Origin of the sequence: Mesorhizobium sp. M00.F.Ca.ET.216.01.1.1 (assembly GCF_004010325.2) — a bacterium.
In the GTDB taxonomy this organism is placed as follows: domain Bacteria; phylum Pseudomonadota; class Alphaproteobacteria; order Rhizobiales; family Rhizobiaceae; genus Mesorhizobium.
This window is the reverse complement of record NZ_SADR02000001.1, coordinates 423,225-440,790: the sequence shown is the minus strand read 5'-3', so window position 1 is coordinate 440,790 and position 17,566 is coordinate 423,225. Positions and strand designations below refer to the sequence as shown.

The window sequence follows — 17,566 nt, the reverse complement described above, 5'->3', positions numbered from 1 at the left end:
GCGTGGTGCGGCATGAGCATCGATCAGGCCATTCCGGTTTCCGCGTTGCTTCGACCGATGCCGGGGCGCTCGAGCGCCAATTTCCGGAAAACGATGTCGATCATTCGTGCCCGGCTGGCGCGGCGGCCGGCCAGCTATTCCAGGATTTCGTGGCCAGTCTGGGCAGGTGCCTGTCTGCTGCTGACGGCTGCCGCAATGATTTTCCTGGATGGCGCCGCCGCGGACTGGCGCGCTCAATTGCCGGCCGGGTTCGTCGCAACCGCAAGGACTTTCACCGATTTCGGCCTGGGCGGCTGGTATCTCATCCCACCCGCAGTCCTGCTCCTGTTGGCCAATCTGCTGGACTGGCGCACCCTTTCGAAGCGCTGGCACATGGTTGCCTGCAACTGGACCTGCCTGGCCTTCTTCATGCTGGGCGCGGCCGGATTGTCAGGGCTGGCTGTGACCGTCCTGAAGCACGTCATCGGCCGGCAGCGGCCAAACCTTGCGGGGGTAGAGTTGCTGTCGCTCCACCCCTTCGCGTTCGAGGCACGTTTCGCCAGTTTCCCGTCCGGCCATGCAACGAATGTGGGCGCAGTCGCGGCGATGGTGATGCTGCTTTCGCCGTCTTGGGGGAAATATGTGGTTCTGCCTGTCACCGTCTGGATAGCCGTGACGCGTGTCGTGGTCGGCATGCACTATCCGAGCGATACGATCGCCGGCTTCGGCCTCGGCGTCGCTTGCACGGTCGCGACAGCGCTGATCTTTGCTCGGCTCGGTTTTATCTTCCGCCGGACGGCGGCAGGATTGCCGGTCCGCAAGAAGACGTTCAGGCTTCGCGCGACATGGCGCAAGCGGGCAAGCCCGCCACCAATACGTTTTCTGGAAACAGCCAATCCCTGAGAGGCCCCGACCCGAAGCTGCAGCTTGCAGTTCCCGGGAGATCGGACCTACTTGCTGTCCAGTCCGCCCCAAGACCGTACCAGCCGGGCCATATCGGGCGAGTTGGTAGTCCGGGCCTCACTCTCGAGTCCTTCGGCGACACCGGCGCGGTCGGCGGTGGGGCGGTTCTGGCTGACCTTCCACTTGCCGTTGATGTCGGTGATTTCGATCTCCAGCCCGACGATGCCCTTGATCTGCGACTGGATGAAGGCCGGCGGCGCGTCGGTCACCGCCCAGGGCGTCTCGCGGCTGCCTTCTTGGGACAAGGTCAGATCGGAAATCTGCTGCGCCAGCCAGTCCTGGTCCTCGATCACCCGGACGGTGCCGCGCACCTGGACGATGGCGTAGTTCCAGGTCGGCACCACTTTGCCGGTCTCGCGCTTGGTCTCATACCAGGACGGCGTCACATAGGCGTCGGCGCCCTGGAAGACGACCAGCACCGGCGAAGCGGGACTATCGGCCAGCAGGCGCCATTGCGGATTGGCCTTCGCCAGATGGGCGCGCAGCCTGCCGTTGGGCGCCACGTCGTCGTCGAGCAGGAAGGGGATCGCGTTGGCGACCGGTCCCTCCGCCCCATTTGAGATCAGCAGGCCAAGCGGATGTGCTCGTATCAGCCCATGCAGGATGTCCTGCCGCGTTTCCTGGAAATGAGGGGGCTGGTACATGCTGTCCGCCGATCCGCCTAGCGCAGCCGCTTCGGCCGCGGGTCGGCCAGTTCGCCGGCCAGCCGGCGATCGAGGTAGTCAGCACACTCCTGGAGCAGGAGGTCGGCGTCGTTGGCGAAGAAATGGTTGGCGCCGGGCAAGGTCTTCTGGGTGATGGTGATGCCCTTTTGCGTGTGCAGCTTGTCGACCAGCGCCTGCACGTCCTTCGGTGGCGCCACCTTGTCGGCATCGCCGTGGATGATCAGGCCGGATGACGGGCAGGGCGCCAGGAAGGAGAAGTCATAGGTGTTGGGCTGCGGCGCGATCGAGATGAAGCCTTCGATCTCCGGCCGGCGCATCAGAAGTTGCATGCCGATCCATGAGCCGAACGAATAGCCGGCGACCCAGCAGCTCTTTGAATCCGGATGCAGCGATTGCACCCAGTCGAGCGCGGCGGCAGCGTCCGACAATTCGCCGGTGCCGTGGTCGAATTCGCCCTGGCTGCGGCCGATGCCGCGGAAATTGAAGCGAAGCGTGGTGAAATCCCGCTTCTGGAACATGTAGAAGAGGTCGTAGACGATCTTGTTGTTCATCGTGCCGCCGAACTGTGGGTGCGGATGCAGGACGATGGCAATCGGCGCGCTCTTTTCCTTGGAGGGCTGGTAGCGACCCTCCAGGCGGCCGGCCGGACCGGTGAAAATGACCTCAGGCATAAAAAACTCCAATGTGTACGAATGCGCGGCGCCCGGAACAACTCTTCCTCTGGCCTTGACGCAGGGCGAGCGTCTTTCTAGAAGCTAGTTTAGAATTGTTCAAAACTAGGTGGCCAAGCGTAATGGCTCGGCTACCCACGCCGCACGCCGCGTAAATAGGACGTCTTGCCTTGCAATTTCAAGGAAATAACGCGCTATCCTCCCGATATGGCTTTTGACGGGACCAGTTGAAACGAAAATGGCCGGACCACGTGCCTATCTCGACTACAATGCCAGCGCGCCGCTGCTTGCCGCGGCGCGGGCGGCGATGGTTGCCGCGCTCGATGTCGGCGCCAATCCGTCTTCGGTCCATGCCGAGGGCCGCGCCGCACGCCGGCTGATCGAGGAAGCAAGGCGCGACATGGCGGCGCTGGTCAACTCCAAGCCGGAGCATGTCGTCTTCACTTCTGGCGCTACGGAAGCCGCCTCGACGCTGCTGACGCCGGACTGGCAGATGGGCCGCGGCTCTGTCCGCATAAGCCGGCTTTACGTGTCGGAGGCCGATCATCCTTGCCTGCTGAATGGCGGCCGCTTCCCGGCAGCGCTGGTGACGCGGATCGGCGTCGATGCCAGCGGCATCGCCGATCTCGATGCCTTGGCGGCCGCACTTGCCGCGCACGACAAGGCCGACGGCCTGCCGCTGGTGGCGATTCATGCCGCCAACAACGAGACCGGCGTGATCCAGCCCGTCGAGCGCATCGCCGAAATCGTCAAGGCGGCGGGCGGCATCCTGGTCGTCGATGCGGTCCAGGCGGCCGGCCGCGTTCTACTCGATATGTCAGCGGGTTACGCCGACTATCTGATTCTGTCCTCGCACAAGATCGGTGGCCCAAAGGGGGTTGGCGCCATCGTCGCCGCCGCTGACCTGATGATGCCGAATCCCCTGATCAATGGCGGCGGCCAGGAAAAGGGCCATCGCAGCGGTACCGAGAACCTGGCCGGCATCTCCGGCTTTGGCGCTGCCGCTCAGGAAGCCCTGATAGGACTGAAGACCATCGATGCGGTGCGGCAGCGCCGCGACGAGGTCGAGGCCATCGTGAAAACGCTGGTCCCGGATGCGGAAATCTTTGGAACCGGTGCGCAAAGGCTGGCCAATACGACATTCTTCGCTATTCCCGGCGTCAAGGCCGAGACGGCGCAGATCGCCTTTGATCTGGCCGGTGTGGCGCTGTCGGCCGGATCGGCCTGTTCGTCCGGCAAGGTCGGCCCGAGCCATGTGCTGAAAGCCATGGGGCATAGTGACAGCCTTGGTGCTTTGCGCGTGTCGATTGGCCACGCAACGAGCACGGCGGATATCGAATTGTTCCGCTCTGCGCTGGCAGCCATCGCCGCTCGGCGGGCGAGCAGGGAAAAGGCCGCCTAAGCGCGGCAAACGGAATACAGGCCCTTGGGCTTGGTAGAACCGTGCGTTTCAAATTGGCCGGGTGAATTTCCGGCGGAAACGCACTATATGAAACTTACTCCGCTACGGGCTCTCATGAGGACCCGGCTTTTGCGGTGCCATAGTTTGAAAACTGCCGGGCCTTGACCCCGGCGTGGATGGAGAACGCCTATGCCTGCTGTGCAGGAGACGATCGATCGAGTTCGAAAGATCGACGTCGATCAGTATAAATACGGATTCCAGACCGAAATCGCGATGGATAAGGCCCCGAAGGGCCTGAGCGAAGAGATTATCCGCCTCATTTCGGCGAAGAAGGGTGAGCCATCCTGGATGCTCGAATGGCGTCTGGGGGCCTATCGGCGCTGGCTGACGCTGGAGGTGCCGACCTGGGCGCGCGTCAATTATCCGAAGATCGATTTCCAGGATATCCACTACTACGCGGCACCCAAGAGCACGCCTGGGCCGACATCGCTGAGCGACGTCGATCCCGAACTCTTGAAGGTCTATGAAAAGCTCGGCATCCCGCTGAGGGAACAGGAAATCCTCGCTGGAGTGCAGAAGTTCGATGCGTCGGAACTCGAGGAAGCCAGCGACAACGTCTACAAGTCGGGCCGTGTCGCCGTCGACGCAGTGTTCGATTCCGTGTCGGTCGTCACCACCTTCAAGAAGGAGCTGGCTCAGGCCGGCGTCATCTTCTGCTCGATCTCGGAAGCGATCCGCGAGCACCCGGAACTGGTGCAGAAATATCTCGGCTCGGTCGTGCCGACCTCCGACAATTTCTACGCCACGCTGAATTCCGCCGTGTTCACCGACGGCTCCTTCGTCTTCGTGCCCAAGGGCGTGCGCTGTCCGATGGAGCTGTCGACCTATTTCCGCATGAACGAGAAGAACACCGGCCAATTCGAGCGCACGCTGATCATCGCCGAGGAGGGGGCTTACGTCTCCTACCTCGAAGGCTGCACGGCGCCGCAGCGCGACGAGAACCAGCTTCACGCCGCGGTGGTCGAACTGGTGGCGCTCGACGATGCCGAGATCAAATATTCGACGGTGCAGAACTGGTACCCCGGCGATGCCGAGGGCAAGGGCGGCATCTACAATTTCGTCACCAAGCGCGGCGATTGCCGTGGCGACCGTTCGAAGATCTCGTGGACGCAGGTCGAGACCGGCTCGGCGATCACCTGGAAATATCCGAGCTGCATCCTGCGCGGCGACGACTCCAGCGGTGAGTTCTATTCGATCGCCGTGTCGAACGGCTATCAGCAGGTCGATTCGGGCACCAAGATGATCCATCTCGGCAAGAACACGTCGAGCCGCATCATCTCCAAGGGCATTGCTGCCGGCTATTCGCAGAACACCTATCGCGGCCAGGTTTCGGCGCACCGCAAGGCGAGCAATGCCCGCAACTTCACCAACTGCGACTCGCTGCTGATCGGCGACCAGTGCGGCGCGCACACCGTGCCCTACATGGAGGCCAAGAACGCGACGGCGCAGTTCGAGCACGAGGCGACCACCTCGAAGATTTCCGAGGACCAGAAGTTCTACGTCATGCAGCGCGGCATCCCGGAAGAAGAGGCGATCGCGCTGATCGTCAACGGCTTCGTCAAGGATGTCATCCAGCAGCTGCCGATGGAATTCGCGGTCGAGGCGCAGAAGCTTATCGGCATCAGCCTCGAGGGCTCGGTCGGCTGACCGGACAAAAATTTTCAGGAAAAAGAAAAAATGCTTGAGATCAAGAACCTGCATGCCCGCATCGTCGATGACGGCACCGAGATCATCCGTGGCCTGGACCTGACGGTGAAGGCCGGCGAGGTCGCCGCCATCATGGGCCCGAACGGCTCGGGAAAGTCGACGCTGTCCTATATCCTCGCCGGCCGCGAGGATTATGAGGTCACCGAAGGCGACATCCTCTACAACGGCCAGTCGATCCTTGAGATGGACCCGGCCGAACGCGCCACATCAGGCATCTTCCTCGCCTTCCAGTATCCGATGGAGATACCGGGCGTGGCGACGATGGAATTCCTGAAGGTGGCGATGAATGAGCAGCGCAAGGCGCGCGGTGAGGAACCGCTGAAGATCCCGGAATTCTTGAAGCGCGTGAAGGACGCCGCAACCTTGCTCAACATGGACATGGCGATGCTGAAGCGTCCGCTCAATGTCGGCTTCTCCGGCGGCGAGAAGAAGCGCGCCGAGATCCTGCAGATGAAGCTGCTGGAGCCGAAGCTGTGCGTGCTCGACGAGACCGATTCCGGCCTCGATATCGATGCGCTGAAGATCGTCGCGGAAGGCGTCAACGCCTTGCGCTCGCCGCACCGCGCCATCGTCATCATCACGCACTATCAGCGCCTGCTTCAGTACATCGTACCTGATACGGTGCACGTGCTCTACAGGGGCCAGGTGGTCAAGTCGGGCGACAAGTCGCTGGCGCTCGACCTCGAAGCCAACGGCTATGCCGGCGTGATCGGCGAAGCCGCGTGAGATGCCAGAAGGCAGGGCGAAACTGATGAACATACACACGACACCCCAGCGAACACCGGCCGAGACGGCGCTGATCGATGCCTTCGGCGAGCGGCTGTCGCTGCTGCCCGGCGACGGCGCGGTGATGTTGAAGCGCGACGATGCCATCGAGGCAATCAAGAACGGCCTGCCGACGCGGCGCGTGGAATCCTGGCACTATACCGACCTGCGCCGGCTGCTGAATTTGAATCCGGTGCCGGACTTCGACCCCGCCGCCAGCCCCAAAGCCATCGCGCCGGTCGTCGATGGTTCGGCTGTCCTGCCGGTCCTGAACGGCGTGTCGAGTGCCAAGGTGCCTGACATCGACGGTGTTGCGGTGCAGCGCCTGTCTGAGAAGCTGACCGACGGCAGCATTGCGCCGGGGCTCGATTCCTATGGCGCCGACGATGCGATCGGCGCGTTGAACACCGCCTTCGTCGCCGACGGCTATTTCGTCGACATCGCCGACGGCACTGAACTGGAAAAGCCGGTCGAACTGCAGAACCTGCAGTCCGGTGGCCAGACGCATGTGCGCTTGTCCGTCCGCGTCGGCGCCGGCGCCAAGGCGACTGTCGTCGAACGCCAGACCGGCGATGGCGCGGCGCTGGTGAGCTCAGTCAGCCAGCTTCTGCTTGGCGAGGGGGCGCAAGTGACGTGGCTGATCGTGCAGGAGCAGCCGGATACGGCCACGCATCTTGCCCAGTTCAAGGCGCATCTCGGCAAGGGCGCGAAACTGACGCTGTTCGTCATGAATGCAGGCGGCAAGTTGGTACGCCAGGAGGTCGTGGTGAAGACGACCGGCGAAGGCGCCGACTTCACACTGCGCGGCATCAACCTGTTGGCCGGCGATACCCATACCGACGTGACCATGGTGCTCGACCATACCGTGCCGCACACGGCGTCGACGGAAGTGATCCGCAATGTGGTGACGGGCAAGGCGCGCGGCGTTTTCCAGGGACGCATCAACGTCCACCAATACGCGCAGAAGACCAACGCCAAGATGGCCTGCAACACGCTGCTGCTGTCTGATGATGGCGAGTTCTCGACCAAGCCGGAACTCGAGATATTCGCCGACGACGTCGTCTGCGGCCATGGCGCGACCGTCACCGAGATCGACCACGACCATCTGTTCTACCTGATGGCGCGCGGCGTCGATGAGAAGACTGCACGCGGGTTGCTGGTCAAGGCCTTCGTCGCCGAAGTGATCGAGGAACTGGAAGACGAGGCGATCGTCGATGCGCTGGAGGCAAGGCTCGACGGCTGGTTCGTGACGCACGGGTAAAGCGGTTGAGGCCTGGCCCAAGCCAGCGCTCCTCATCCGTCTTGGCGCTACGCGTCAATCCACCTTCTCCCCTTGGGGAGAAGGTAAAGCGCTCAACCTTCTCCCCTTGTGGGAGAAGGTGGCCGAGCTAAGCTCGGTCGGATGAGGGGTGTTGGACGAATGAGGCGATGCCTCGAGAGAGCTTGTGATGGACCAGAAAGTCGAAAACATCCCCTATGACGTCGAGGCGATCCGCCGCGACTTCCCGATCCTGTCACGGGAAGTTTACGGCAAACCTCTCGTCTATCTCGACAACGGTGCCTCGGCGCAGAAGCCGCAGGCCGTGCTCGATGCCGTCCAGCACGCCTATGGCCAGGAATACGCCAACGTCCATCGCGGCCTGCATTTCCTGTCGAATGCGGCGACCGACGCCTATGAGAAGGCGCGCGAGACGGTGCGCCGTTTCCTCAACGCGCCGAGCACCGACAACATCGTCTTCACCTCCAACACGACGTCGGCGATCAACACCGTCGCCTACGGTTTCGGTATGCCCAACATCGGCGAGGGCGACGAGATCGTGCTGTCGATCATGGAGCACCACTCCAACATCGTGCCGTGGCATTTCATCCGCGAGCGGCAGGGTGCCAAGCTGGTCTGGGTGCCGGTCGACGATCTCGGCGTCTTCCATATCGAGGAATTCGAAAAGCGGCTGACCGATCGGACCAGGCTGGTCGCCATCACCCACATGTCGAATGTGCTGGGCACGGTGACGCCGATCAAGGAGATCGCCCGCATCGCGCATGCCCGCGGCATACCGGTGCTGGTCGACGGCAGCCAGAGCGCCGTGCACATGCCGATCGACGTGCAGGACCTCGACTGCGATTTCTTCGTCTTCACCGGCCACAAGGTCTACGGTCCCTCAGGCATCGGCGTGCTCTACGGCAAGAAGGACATGCTGGAGCGCATGCGACCGTTCCAGGGTGGCGGCGAGATGATCGAGGAGGTGACGCAGGACATCGTCACCTACAACGAGCCGCCGCACCGTTTCGAGGCCGGCACGCCGCCGATCGTCCAGGCGATCGGGCTGGGTGCTGCGCTCGACTATATGGAAAAGGTCGGCCGCGAGCGTATTGCCGCCCACGAGGCCGATCTGAAGGACTATGCCCATCAGCGGCTGCGCGCCATCAATTCGCTGCGCATCTTCGGCGATGCGCCTGATAAGGGCGCTATCATCGCTTTCGACCTGCAGGGCATCCATCCCCATGACGTTTCGATGGTGATCGACAGGCAAGGCGTTGCTGTCCGCGCCGGCACGCATTGCGCCCAGCCGCTGTTGAAACGCTTCGGCGTAACCTCCACATGCAGGGCATCGTTCGGCATGTATAACACCAGGGCCGAAGTCGATGCTTTGGCCGATGCGCTGGAAAAAGCGCGCAAGTTCTTCGGGTGACGACCATGGAAGATGCCAGCCACACCGCTGAGACCTCTGCGGAAACGGCCGCCAACGGCCTGGTTTCCGCCTCGGCCATTCCCGCCGACGAACTGGCGCGGCTGACCGACGACATCGTCTCGGCGCTGAAGACGGTTTATGACCCGGAAATCCCGGCCGACATCTACGAGCTCGGCCTCGTCTACAAGATCGACATCGAGGACGACCGTTCGGTCAAGATCGATATGACGCTGACCGCGCCCGGCTGCCCGGTTGCCGGTGAGATGCCGGGCTGGGTGGAAAATGCCGTCGGCGCCGTCGAAGGCGTTTCCGGCGTCGAGGTCAATATGACCTTCGACCCGCCCTGGTCGCCCGACCGCATGTCGGAAGAGGCGCAGGTGGCCGTGGGTTGGTATTAGCGTCGGACGGACAGGATTGGCGTACTTGCGCCAGGCAGAAAACTTCACCATTTTAGGTGCAGACTCATTCCGCAGGCCTTGAACCTGCGCGAAAGTGGAGAATGACATGGGACGCTTCGCCGTCATCACGATGACCGAAAAGGCCGCCGACCGGGTGCGCGAGATCGTCGCGACCCGAGAGAATGCGCACGGCATTCGCCTTGGCATCAAGAAGGGCGGCTGCGCCGGCATGGAATATACGGTCGACCTGGTGACCGAGCCCAACCCTAAGGACGATCACATCGAGCGCGACGGTGCCCACGTCTATGTCGCGCCGGAAGCAGCGCTTTTCCTGTTCGGCACCGAGATGGATTTTGAGCAGACGACGCTGCGCACCGGCTTCACGTTCCGCAATCCGAACCAGAGCTCGGCCTGCGGCTGCGGCGAATCCGTCGAACTGAAGCCGGCTGACCTCAAGGCTTTGGCCGAGGCCCGCGCCTCGGCCTGACCGTCTCGGACCCTCAATCCACCCACATCCCGGTTCGCTTGTGCCATCCGGCGATCGACTCCTCGGGATAGAGGTCGAAGACCTTGTCGCCCTCGCCGATCACCGGCTCGACCCAGTTCGCCTTGTATTTCAGCATCAGATGCACCTTCTCCGGCGGTTTCGGCAGGTCGCTGTCGATCGCCGACGCGAAGGGGTGGACCAGCTCCGGCCAGGTTGGATCGTAGAGCCAGAGTGCTGTTCCGCATTTTCGGCAGAAATTCCGTTCGCCTGACGAGATCTCGCGCCGCGGATGCTCGTCGTCCTCGATCTCGGCCCGGTAGACGCCGAGGCTGCGCTTGCCGGTGATTTTCAGCGTCTGGTAGTCGGCGCCGAGATTGATGGCGAAGCCGCCGCCGCCCTGCTGTTTGCGGCAGATCGAGCAGTAGCACAGCATGAACGGCACCGGGGTGTGGCTTTCCACCTCGAAGCGGACGGCATTGCACCGGCAGGATCCTTTGAGCAGTAGCGGCATGGCAAAAACTCCAACGAATGGTTGGTTCTCAACTTGTCAGCATGGCGTTGGTTGCGGCGATGACAAGGCCGGATACGGATGACATGATCACGACATGGACAACGAACGCATCGCCGAACTTTTCGAAGGCCTCGGTCCGGTCAGCATTCGCAAGCTGTTCGGCGGCAAAGCATCTATTTCGACGGCGTCATTGTCGCCATCGTCATCCGTGGCGAACTGATGCTGAAGGCCGACGCGGAAAGCGCACCGGATTTCACAGCCGCCGGCTGCCGGCAATGGACCTATACCGGCTCGCGGCACGGCAAGCAGGTCGCCATGCCCTATTGGAGCATTCCCGACAGCGCCTTCGACGACCCGGACGAGATGGCGATCTGGGCGCGCCGGGCCTATGAAGCGGGAAGGCGGGCTGGGAAATAAACTATCCTACAAGGCCTTGGCGATCCTCGCCGCCAGCCGGGCATTGTTCTCGACCAGCGCGATGTTGGTCTTCAGGCTTCTGCCGCCGGTCAGCTCGAGGATCTTCGACAGCAGGAACGGCGTCACCGCCTTGCCGGTCACACCAAGCGCTTCGGCCGCCTTCTGCGCAGCGTCGATATAGCCGGCCATTTCGTCGGCCGGGATCTCGTGGTTTTCAGGCACCGGATTGGCGATCAGCATGCCGCCGTCGAGCCCGAGTGCCCGCCGCGTCCGGTAGAGATGGGCGATCTCTTCTGGTCCATGCAGGGTCAACGGGGCTCTGAACGGCGAATGCCGCGACCAGAAGGCCGGCATCGCTTCGCAGCCATAACCGACCACCGGCACGCCGCGCGTCTCCAACACTTCCAGCGTCTTCTCGATGTCGAGGATCGCCTTGGCGCCGGCCGACACGACGATGACCGGCGTGCGCGCCAATTCGTCGAGATCGGCGGAAATATCAAAGCTCTTTTCGGCGCCCTTGTGCACGCCGCCGATGCCGCCGGTTGCAAACACTTTTATACCCACCATATGCGCCGCGATCATCGTCGCGGCGACTGTGGTGCCGCCGGTGCGGCCCTCGGCGACTGCGAACCCCAGATCGGCCCGCGACAGCTTCATCGCATCGCCGGTCATCGCCAGCGATTCGCGCTCGCCGTCGGCAAGCCCGATCTTGATGCGGCCCGCGACCACGGCGATCGTCGCCGGCACAGCACCCTCGTCGGCGATGATCTTTTCGACATCGGCCGCCATAGCGCCATTGTCGGGGTAGGGCATGCCATGCGTGATGATGGTGCTTTCCAACGCCACTACTGGCCTGCCGGCGGCCAGTGCCTGCGCCACTGGCGGGTGGATGTCGATAAAGGGGTGGGCGGTTTCCGGGGTCATTTTCTTCTCCTGTCCGGAGCGCGACTGACGCTCCAGCAATTGGCCGGTCTCATGACACTTCCTGCGCATCCGGCACAAGGGCCAGCACCTCGGAGAAGCTGGTCGCGTCAAAATTTGGCACGGCATCGGTGCTTTCGATGGCGAGCGTCGCCGCCGCGACACCTTCGCGCAGCGCGGCGCGCAGGTTGAGGCCGCGCAGCAAGGCGGCGACGGTTGCTCCCGCCAGCGCATCGCCAGCACCGGTGACGTCGGCGATTATCTTTGGCGCAGGCGGCACGATCGAGAACAGACCGTCTTCATCGAAACCCAGCACCGGACCATCACCGGCCGTCACCACGCCGCCTTTCAGGCCTGCGCGCCTCAGGCCGTCGACCAGGTCTTGGCCCGCGGTATCGGCTCCCACGCCAGCGAGCGCGATGGCTTCGCGCCGGTTCATGAAGACCAGCGCCAGGCTGCTGAGCACCGGCGTCAGCCGCACCACCTTGGCCGGCGAAATGGCGATGGCGAACACTGGCTTGCCGGCGGCGAGCGGCACCAGCCGCTCAAGGGCGGCCGACGGCAGGTTGGCGTCGCACAGGATCGCGTCGGCGGCAGCGATCACCTCGCGCACCTTGGAGCGGCGGATCTGCTTGGGGAAAGCCAGATCGTAGAGCGCCATGTCGGCAAAGCCGACGATCAGCTCGCCGTCGCGGTCGATCAGCGCCGTGTAGCTCGGCGTCGTGCGGTCAAGGAACACCGCCGACAGGTCGGCAATGCCTGATGCGGCGATGGCGCGCGAAACCGTGTCGGCGGCGGCATCGCCGCCACGCACCGAAAGCAGCGAGGCCGCGACGCCGCGCCGCACCGCGCTGCGCAACGCGTTGAAGACCCCGCCGCCGACATCCTCGCGCATCGTGCCGGGATTGGATGCGGCCGGGACATAAGGCCCCGAGACCTGGCCGCGCCGGTCGATATGGGCGCCGCCGACGGCCAGGATCTTCGCTGATTTCACCATGCTGGCGTTGTAACCTTTGCTGATTGGCGCGGAAAAATCCTAGGGTGGTCGCCGGAGCCTCGCAAGCAAAGCAGCGATTCGGCTGGCCGAAACAATCGGCCTGCGCCCGTCAACGCAGTACGCAGTTGCGATGCAAATCACGGGACAAAAAAAGAACAAATCAGGATATTTATTATTTTTCAGATATTTGACGTCCCTTGCCAAACGAGAACAAAAAAGGTACAAATTAGCAAGGATTACGGATGGTCCGGCCTTCATTGACGACCAAGGGGTGATGTATCATGGCTCAGAATACTTTGCGGCTTGTAGAGGACAAAGCAGTGGACAAATCAAAGGCTCTGGATGCGGCGCTGTCGCAGATCGAGCGTGCCTTCGGCAAAGGCTCGATCATGCGGCTCGGCGCGAACGAGCAGGTCGTCGAGATCGAAACGGTGCCGACGGGTTCGCTTGGCCTCGACATCGCGCTTGGCGTCGGTGGCCTGCCGCGCGGCCGCATCATCGAGATCTATGGGCCGGAAAGCTCGGGCAAGACGACGCTGGCGCTGCACACGGTGGCGGAAGCCCAGAAGAAGGGCGGCATCTGCGCCTTCGTCGATGCCGAGCACGCGCTCGACCCGGTCTATGCCCGCAAGCTCGGCGTCGACCTCGAAAACCTGCTGATCTCGCAGCCCGACACCGGCGAGCAAGCGCTGGAGATCTGCGACACACTGGTGCGCTCCGGCGCCATCGACGTGCTGGTGGTCGATTCGGTTGCGGCGCTGACGCCGCGCGCCGAAATCGAAGGCGAGATGGGCGATTCGCTGCCCGGCCTGCAGGCGCGATTGATGAGCCAGGCGCTGCGCAAGCTGACCGCCTCGATTTCGCGCTCCAACACCATGGTCATCTTCATCAACCAGATCCGTATGAAGATCGGCGTCATGTTCGGTTCGCCCGAGACCACGACCGGCGGCAACGCGCTGAAATTCTATGCCTCGGTCCGCCTCGACATCCGCCGTATCGGCTCGGTCAAGGACCGCGACGAGGTCGTCGGCAACCAGACCCGCGTCAAGGTGGTCAAGAACAAGCTGGCGCCGCCCTTCAAGGTGGTCGAGTTCGACATCATGTATGGCGAGGGCGTGTCCAAGACCGGCGAGCTGGTCGACCTCGGCGTCAAGGCCGGCGTGGTCGAGAAGTCCGGGGCATGGTTCTCCTATAATTCGCAGCGTCTCGGCCAAGGCCGCGAGAATGCAAAACTGTTCCTGCGCGACAATCCCGACACGGCACGCGAGATCGAATTGGCGCTGCGGCAGAATGCCGGGCTGATCGCCGAGAAATTCCTCGAGAATGGCGGCTCCGAAAGCAGCGACGACGGTTTCGAGGACGAATCCGGCGCAATGTAGGATGCGGGCAGTGCCCGCTTGGGTCCGCCTGATAGCTGGCTTGGATGCGCGTATCCCGATTTGAGTTTGCGTATCCCGATTTGAGTTTGCATATCAATGCGTTTCGAACCGCCGGCCCGTGCCGGCGGTTTGCGTTTTTGATGACGGCACAGGCCAGTTCGGGCAGCCGGCAGGGCTACGGTTTGGACCAGTTCCGTGTTTCTGGACAGGGTGCAGCGCGACCGCTAAAAGGCCATGTCTGTTTTCCCGCCGGCAACCGGCGGTTCTCTCGAAAAGGCAGTATTCATGAGTGGCGTGAACGAGATCCGGTCGGCATTTCTCGACTATTTCCGGAAAGAGGGTCATGAGGTCGTAGCCTCGAGCCCGCTGGTGCCGCGCAACGACCCGACGCTGATGTTCACCAACGCCGGCATGGTGCAGTTCAAGAACGTCTTCACCGGGCTCGAGACCCGGCCCTATTCGCGCGCCACCACCTCGCAGAAATGCGTGCGCGCCGGCGGCAAGCACAACGACCTCGACAATGTCGGCTACACCGCCCGCCATCACACCTTCTTCGAGATGCTCGGCAATTTCTCCTTCGGCGACTATTTCAAGGAGCGCGCCATCGAGCTTGCCTGGAACCTGATCACCAGCGAATTCGGCCTCGCCAAGGATCGGCTGCTGGTCACCGTCTACCATACCGATGAGGCGGCCGCGGGTTTTTGGAAGAAGATCGCCGGCCTGCCCGAGGACAGGATCATCCGCATCGCCACCAGCGACAATTTCTGGGCTATGGGCGATACCGGCCCCTGCGGTCCGTGTTCGGAGATTTTCTACGACCACGGCGACGACATTCCGGGCGGCCCTCCCGGCAGCCCGGACGAGGACGGCGATCGCTTCATCGAGATCTGGAACCTCGTCTTCATGCAGTACGAGCAGGTGACGAAGGCCGAGCGCGTCGAGCTGCCGCGCCCGTCGATCGACACCGGCATGGGGCTGGAGCGCATCGCGGCCGTCTTGCAGGGCGAGCATGACAATTACGACATCGACCTGTTCAAGGCGCTGATTCGCGCTTCGGAAGAGGCGACCGGCGTCAAGGCGGAAGGCAAGAACCGGGCGAGCCACCGGGTCATCGCCGATCATCTGCGCGCTACGAGCTTCCTCATCGCCGACGGCGTGCTGCCGTCGAACGAAGGCCGCGGCTACGTGCTGCGCCGCATTATGCGCCGCGCCATGCGCCATGCGCAGCTGCTCGGCGCCCGCGATCCACTGATGTGGCGCCTGGTGCCGGCGCTGGTGCGCGAGATGGGCCAGGCCTATCCCGAACTGGTGCGCGGCCAGCCGCTGATCACCGAGACGCTGAAGCTTGAGGAAACGCGCTTCCGCAAGACGCTGGCGCGCGGCCTTGGCCTTCTCGCCGACGCGACCGAGACGCTCGGCAGTGGCGACCGGCTCGACGGCGAGACGGCGTTCAAGCTCTACGATACCTACGGCTTCCCGCTCGACCTCACCCAGGATGCCTTGCGCCAGCGCGGCGTTTCGGTCGACCTCGACGGCTTCAACGCGGCGATGGAGCGCCAGAAGGCCGAGGCGCGAAAGAGCTGGGCTGGCTCGGGTGATGCGGCCACCGAGACCGTCTGGTTCGCGGTGCGCGAGAAGGCCGGCGCCACAGAGTTCCTAGGCTACGACACCGAGCAAGCGGAAGGCATCGTGCAGGCGCTGGTCAGGGACGGCGTCGCGGTGGAGAGCGCCGTTGCCGGTGAAACCGTCGCAGTCGTGGTCAACCAGACGCCGTTCTACGGCGAGTCCGGCGGCCAGGTGGGCGACACCGGCGTGATTTCGGGCGAAGGCTTTGCAATTAACGTCACCGACACGCAGAAGAAGGGCGACGGCCTGCTGGTGCATTTCGGCAAGGTCACCAACGGCACGGTCAAGACGGGCGAAGCGGTCGAATTGAAGGTCGACCATATCAGGCGCACGCGGCTGCGCTCCAACCATTCGGCGACCCATCTCGTCCATGAGGCACTGCGCGAGGTGCTCGGCACCCACGTAGCGCAAAAAGGTTCGCTGGTCGCGCCGGAGCGGTTGCGCTTCGACTTCTCCCATCCGAAGCCGATCTCGGCTGAGGAGCTGGAGCGCGTCGAGGCCATGGCCAACGAGATCGTCGTCCAGAACAGCCCGGTGACAACGCGGCTGATGAGCGTCGACGACGCCATCGCCGAGGGCGCCATGGCGCTGTTCGGCGAGAAGTATGGCGACGAGGTCCGCGTCGTGTCGATGGGCACGGCGATTGCCGGCGACAAGGCCGGCAAGCCTTATTCGGTTGAATTGTGCGGCGGCACCCATGTCGGGGCCACCGGCGATATCGGCCTGGTCCGGCTGGTCTCGGAGGGGGCCGTCGCGGCTGGCGTGCGCCGCCTTGAGGCACTGACCGGCGAGGCGGCCAGAAAGCATCTCGACGAGCAGGACAAGCGGCTCAAGGCAGCTGCATCTGTGCTGAAGATCTCGCCTGCCGACGTGCCGGCTCGCGTCGAAGCTTTGCTCGACGAGCGCAAGAGGCTCGAGAAGGAGCTGACCGAGGCGCGCAAGAAGCTGGCGCTGGGCGACCGCTCGCCAGCCGGTGCGCCCGCCGAAAACGAGACCATTGCCGGTGTCGGATTTCTCGGCAAGGCGGTTTCCGGCGTCGCACCGAAGGATCTGAAGCCTCTCGCCGATGCCGGCAAGAAGTCGCTCGGCTCCGGCGTCGTCGTCTTCGTTGGCGCCGGAGAGGACAACAAGGCAAGCGTCGTTGTCGGTGTCACCGACGACCTGACCGGCCGCTTCAGCGCCGTCGATCTGGTGCGCGTGGCGTCCGCGGCATTGGGCGGGCAGGGCGGCGGCGGCCGCCCAGACATGGCCCAGGCCGGCGGCCCGGATGCCTCCAGGGCCGAGGATGCGATTGCTGCGGTGAAGGCGGCGCTGGAAGCCGCCTAGCACCCGTCAGCGTTGCTTTACTGCCTTCAACGTGCGCGCCATTCTGCTGGAGTCTCCCCAAGTGGACAACCAGATCAGGCCGTCCGTAGCGACTGAAATCATCGCCCGTAGCAGGTTCAGCAATGATCCGGACGAGACCAACTGCTGCTCGGCGTGATGGAGATGGGCAAGCTCCTCCTCGCGGATGGATAGGATGATGTCGTGCAATTCGCGATCGCGGCTGGTCAGAAAGAAGAGCTGATCGTCGAGATGGCGGTGTACCGCCGCTTCGACGGCGGCGGTGCAAGCCCAGATGCCTTGCGGGCCGAGTAGGGCAGTGAGGAAGCCCAGCAGCCAGCCGCCCCAGCTCCAGAATTGCATCACCCGGCACGGTCGCGAATTTCGCGACGGCATGGCCGCACGAAAGGCTGTGCAATGGTTGCGCTCGTGTCCAAGCATCTCTGACAGAGACGGTACACATTTCGGCCAAAGCCGCTCGGCGACGAAAATTTGCGCCGAATAAATCCTGATCGCACCGAATTCGCCGGCATGGTTGACCCTGACTATTCTGGCCACGGTCAGCGCGTCTTGGTTAGAAAGATCAGGCATGACAGGGGCCAGAT

16 protein-coding genes and 1 pseudogene are annotated in these 17,566 nt (G+C 63.3%); 11 read left to right on the top strand and 6 right to left on the bottom strand.

The genetic code is table 11. From position 1 onward, the window contains the following. The first annotated feature begins 12 nt into the window (after positions 1-12). On the top strand, positions 13-882 hold the full coding sequence (locus EN859_RS02245) for a phosphatase PAP2 family protein (RefSeq protein ID WP_189501627.1): 870 nt from the start codon (positions 13-15) through the stop codon (positions 880-882). Between the two features lie 47 nt (positions 883-929). On the opposite strand, the gene EN859_RS02240 is transcribed toward EN859_RS02245, so the two are convergent. Both EN859_RS02240 and EN859_RS02235 read right to left on the bottom strand, forming a co-directional pair. Next, positions 930-1,586, bottom strand: a complete 657-nt coding sequence (locus EN859_RS02240; protein ID WP_127852200.1) for an FMN-binding negative transcriptional regulator — start codon at positions 1,584-1,586, stop codon at positions 930-932. Between the two features lie 17 nt (positions 1,587-1,603). Further along, positions 1,604-2,278, bottom strand: coding sequence for an alpha/beta hydrolase (locus EN859_RS02235; protein ID WP_127852199.1), 675 nt, complete (start codon positions 2,276-2,278; stop codon positions 1,604-1,606). A gap of 238 nt (positions 2,279-2,516) precedes the next feature. Between EN859_RS02235 and EN859_RS02230 the strand changes: the two genes are divergently transcribed. The 7 genes from EN859_RS02230 (at position 2,517) to sufA (ending at position 9,787) form a co-directional block, all read left to right on the top strand. Next, positions 2,517-3,680 carry a cysteine desulfurase family protein gene (locus EN859_RS02230; protein WP_127852198.1) on the top strand — a complete coding sequence of 388 codons (1,164 nt, stop codon included), beginning with the start codon at positions 2,517-2,519 and terminating at the stop codon, positions 3,678-3,680. A gap of 189 nt (positions 3,681-3,869) precedes the next feature. Beyond that, complete coding sequence (sufB, locus tag EN859_RS02225) at positions 3,870-5,387, top strand: Fe-S cluster assembly protein SufB (protein ID WP_127852197.1); 1,518 nt, start codon at positions 3,870-3,872, stop codon at positions 5,385-5,387. A 30-nt stretch (positions 5,388-5,417) separates the two neighbouring features. Continuing rightward, a complete protein-coding gene (gene sufC, locus EN859_RS02220) occupies positions 5,418-6,173 on the top strand; it encodes a Fe-S cluster assembly ATPase SufC (RefSeq protein ID WP_127852196.1) in 756 nt (251 codons plus the stop codon). 25 nt (positions 6,174-6,198) lie between these two features. Next, positions 6,199-7,473 carry a Fe-S cluster assembly protein SufD gene (gene sufD, locus EN859_RS02215; RefSeq protein WP_127852195.1) on the top strand — a complete coding sequence of 425 codons (1,275 nt, stop codon included), beginning with the start codon at positions 6,199-6,201 and terminating at the stop codon, positions 7,471-7,473. A gap of 187 nt (positions 7,474-7,660) precedes the next feature. Next, positions 7,661-8,902 (top strand): cysteine desulfurase, encoded by a 1,242-nt coding sequence (locus tag EN859_RS02210; RefSeq protein WP_127852194.1) that lies wholly within the window; start codon positions 7,661-7,663, stop codon positions 8,900-8,902. Positions 8,903-8,907: 5 nt separating this feature from the next. Beyond that, complete coding sequence (locus EN859_RS02205; protein WP_127852193.1) at positions 8,908-9,300, top strand: SUF system Fe-S cluster assembly protein; 393 nt, start codon at positions 8,908-8,910, stop codon at positions 9,298-9,300. A 106-nt stretch (positions 9,301-9,406) separates the two neighbouring features. Then, entirely contained in the window at positions 9,407-9,787 is a 381-nt protein-coding gene (sufA, locus tag EN859_RS02200) for a Fe-S cluster assembly scaffold SufA (RefSeq protein WP_127852192.1), read from the top strand. A 13-nt stretch (positions 9,788-9,800) separates the two neighbouring features. Here the strand turns inward: sufA and EN859_RS02195 are convergent, their stop codons facing one another. Next, positions 9,801-10,298, bottom strand: coding sequence for a GFA family protein (locus EN859_RS02195; protein WP_127852191.1), 498 nt, complete (start codon positions 10,296-10,298; stop codon positions 9,801-9,803). Positions 10,299-10,392: 94 nt separating this feature from the next. Here EN859_RS02195 and EN859_RS02190 point away from each other — a divergent pair. After that, a pseudogene (locus EN859_RS02190) lies at positions 10,393-10,715 on the top strand (TfoX/Sxy family protein). 6 nt (positions 10,716-10,721) lie between these two features. Here EN859_RS02190 and EN859_RS02185 read toward each other — a convergent pair. Next, positions 10,722-11,639: a pseudouridine-5'-phosphate glycosidase gene (locus EN859_RS02185; protein WP_127852190.1), complete on the bottom strand. Its 918-nt coding sequence runs from the start codon at positions 11,637-11,639 to the stop codon at positions 10,722-10,724. Positions 11,640-11,688: 49 nt separating this feature from the next. Next, positions 11,689-12,633 carry a carbohydrate kinase family protein gene (locus EN859_RS02180; RefSeq protein WP_127852189.1) on the bottom strand — a complete coding sequence of 315 codons (945 nt, stop codon included), beginning with the start codon at positions 12,631-12,633 and terminating at the stop codon, positions 11,689-11,691. 281 nt (positions 12,634-12,914) lie between these two features. Between EN859_RS02180 and recA the strand changes: the two genes are divergently transcribed. After that, a complete protein-coding gene (gene recA / locus EN859_RS02175; protein WP_127852188.1) occupies positions 12,915-14,012 on the top strand; it encodes a recombinase RecA in 1,098 nt (365 codons plus the stop codon). Between the two features lie 285 nt (positions 14,013-14,297). Next, positions 14,298-16,964 (top strand): alanine--tRNA ligase, encoded by a 2,667-nt coding sequence (gene alaS / locus EN859_RS02170; protein ID WP_127852187.1) that lies wholly within the window; start codon positions 14,298-14,300, stop codon positions 16,962-16,964. 6 nt (positions 16,965-16,970) lie between these two features. Here alaS and EN859_RS02165 read toward each other — a convergent pair whose 3' ends face one another. Then, positions 16,971-17,552, bottom strand: a complete 582-nt coding sequence (locus EN859_RS02165; RefSeq protein WP_127852186.1) for a demethoxyubiquinone hydroxylase family protein — start codon at positions 17,550-17,552, stop codon at positions 16,971-16,973. Positions 17,553-17,566: the final 14 nt, after the last annotated feature.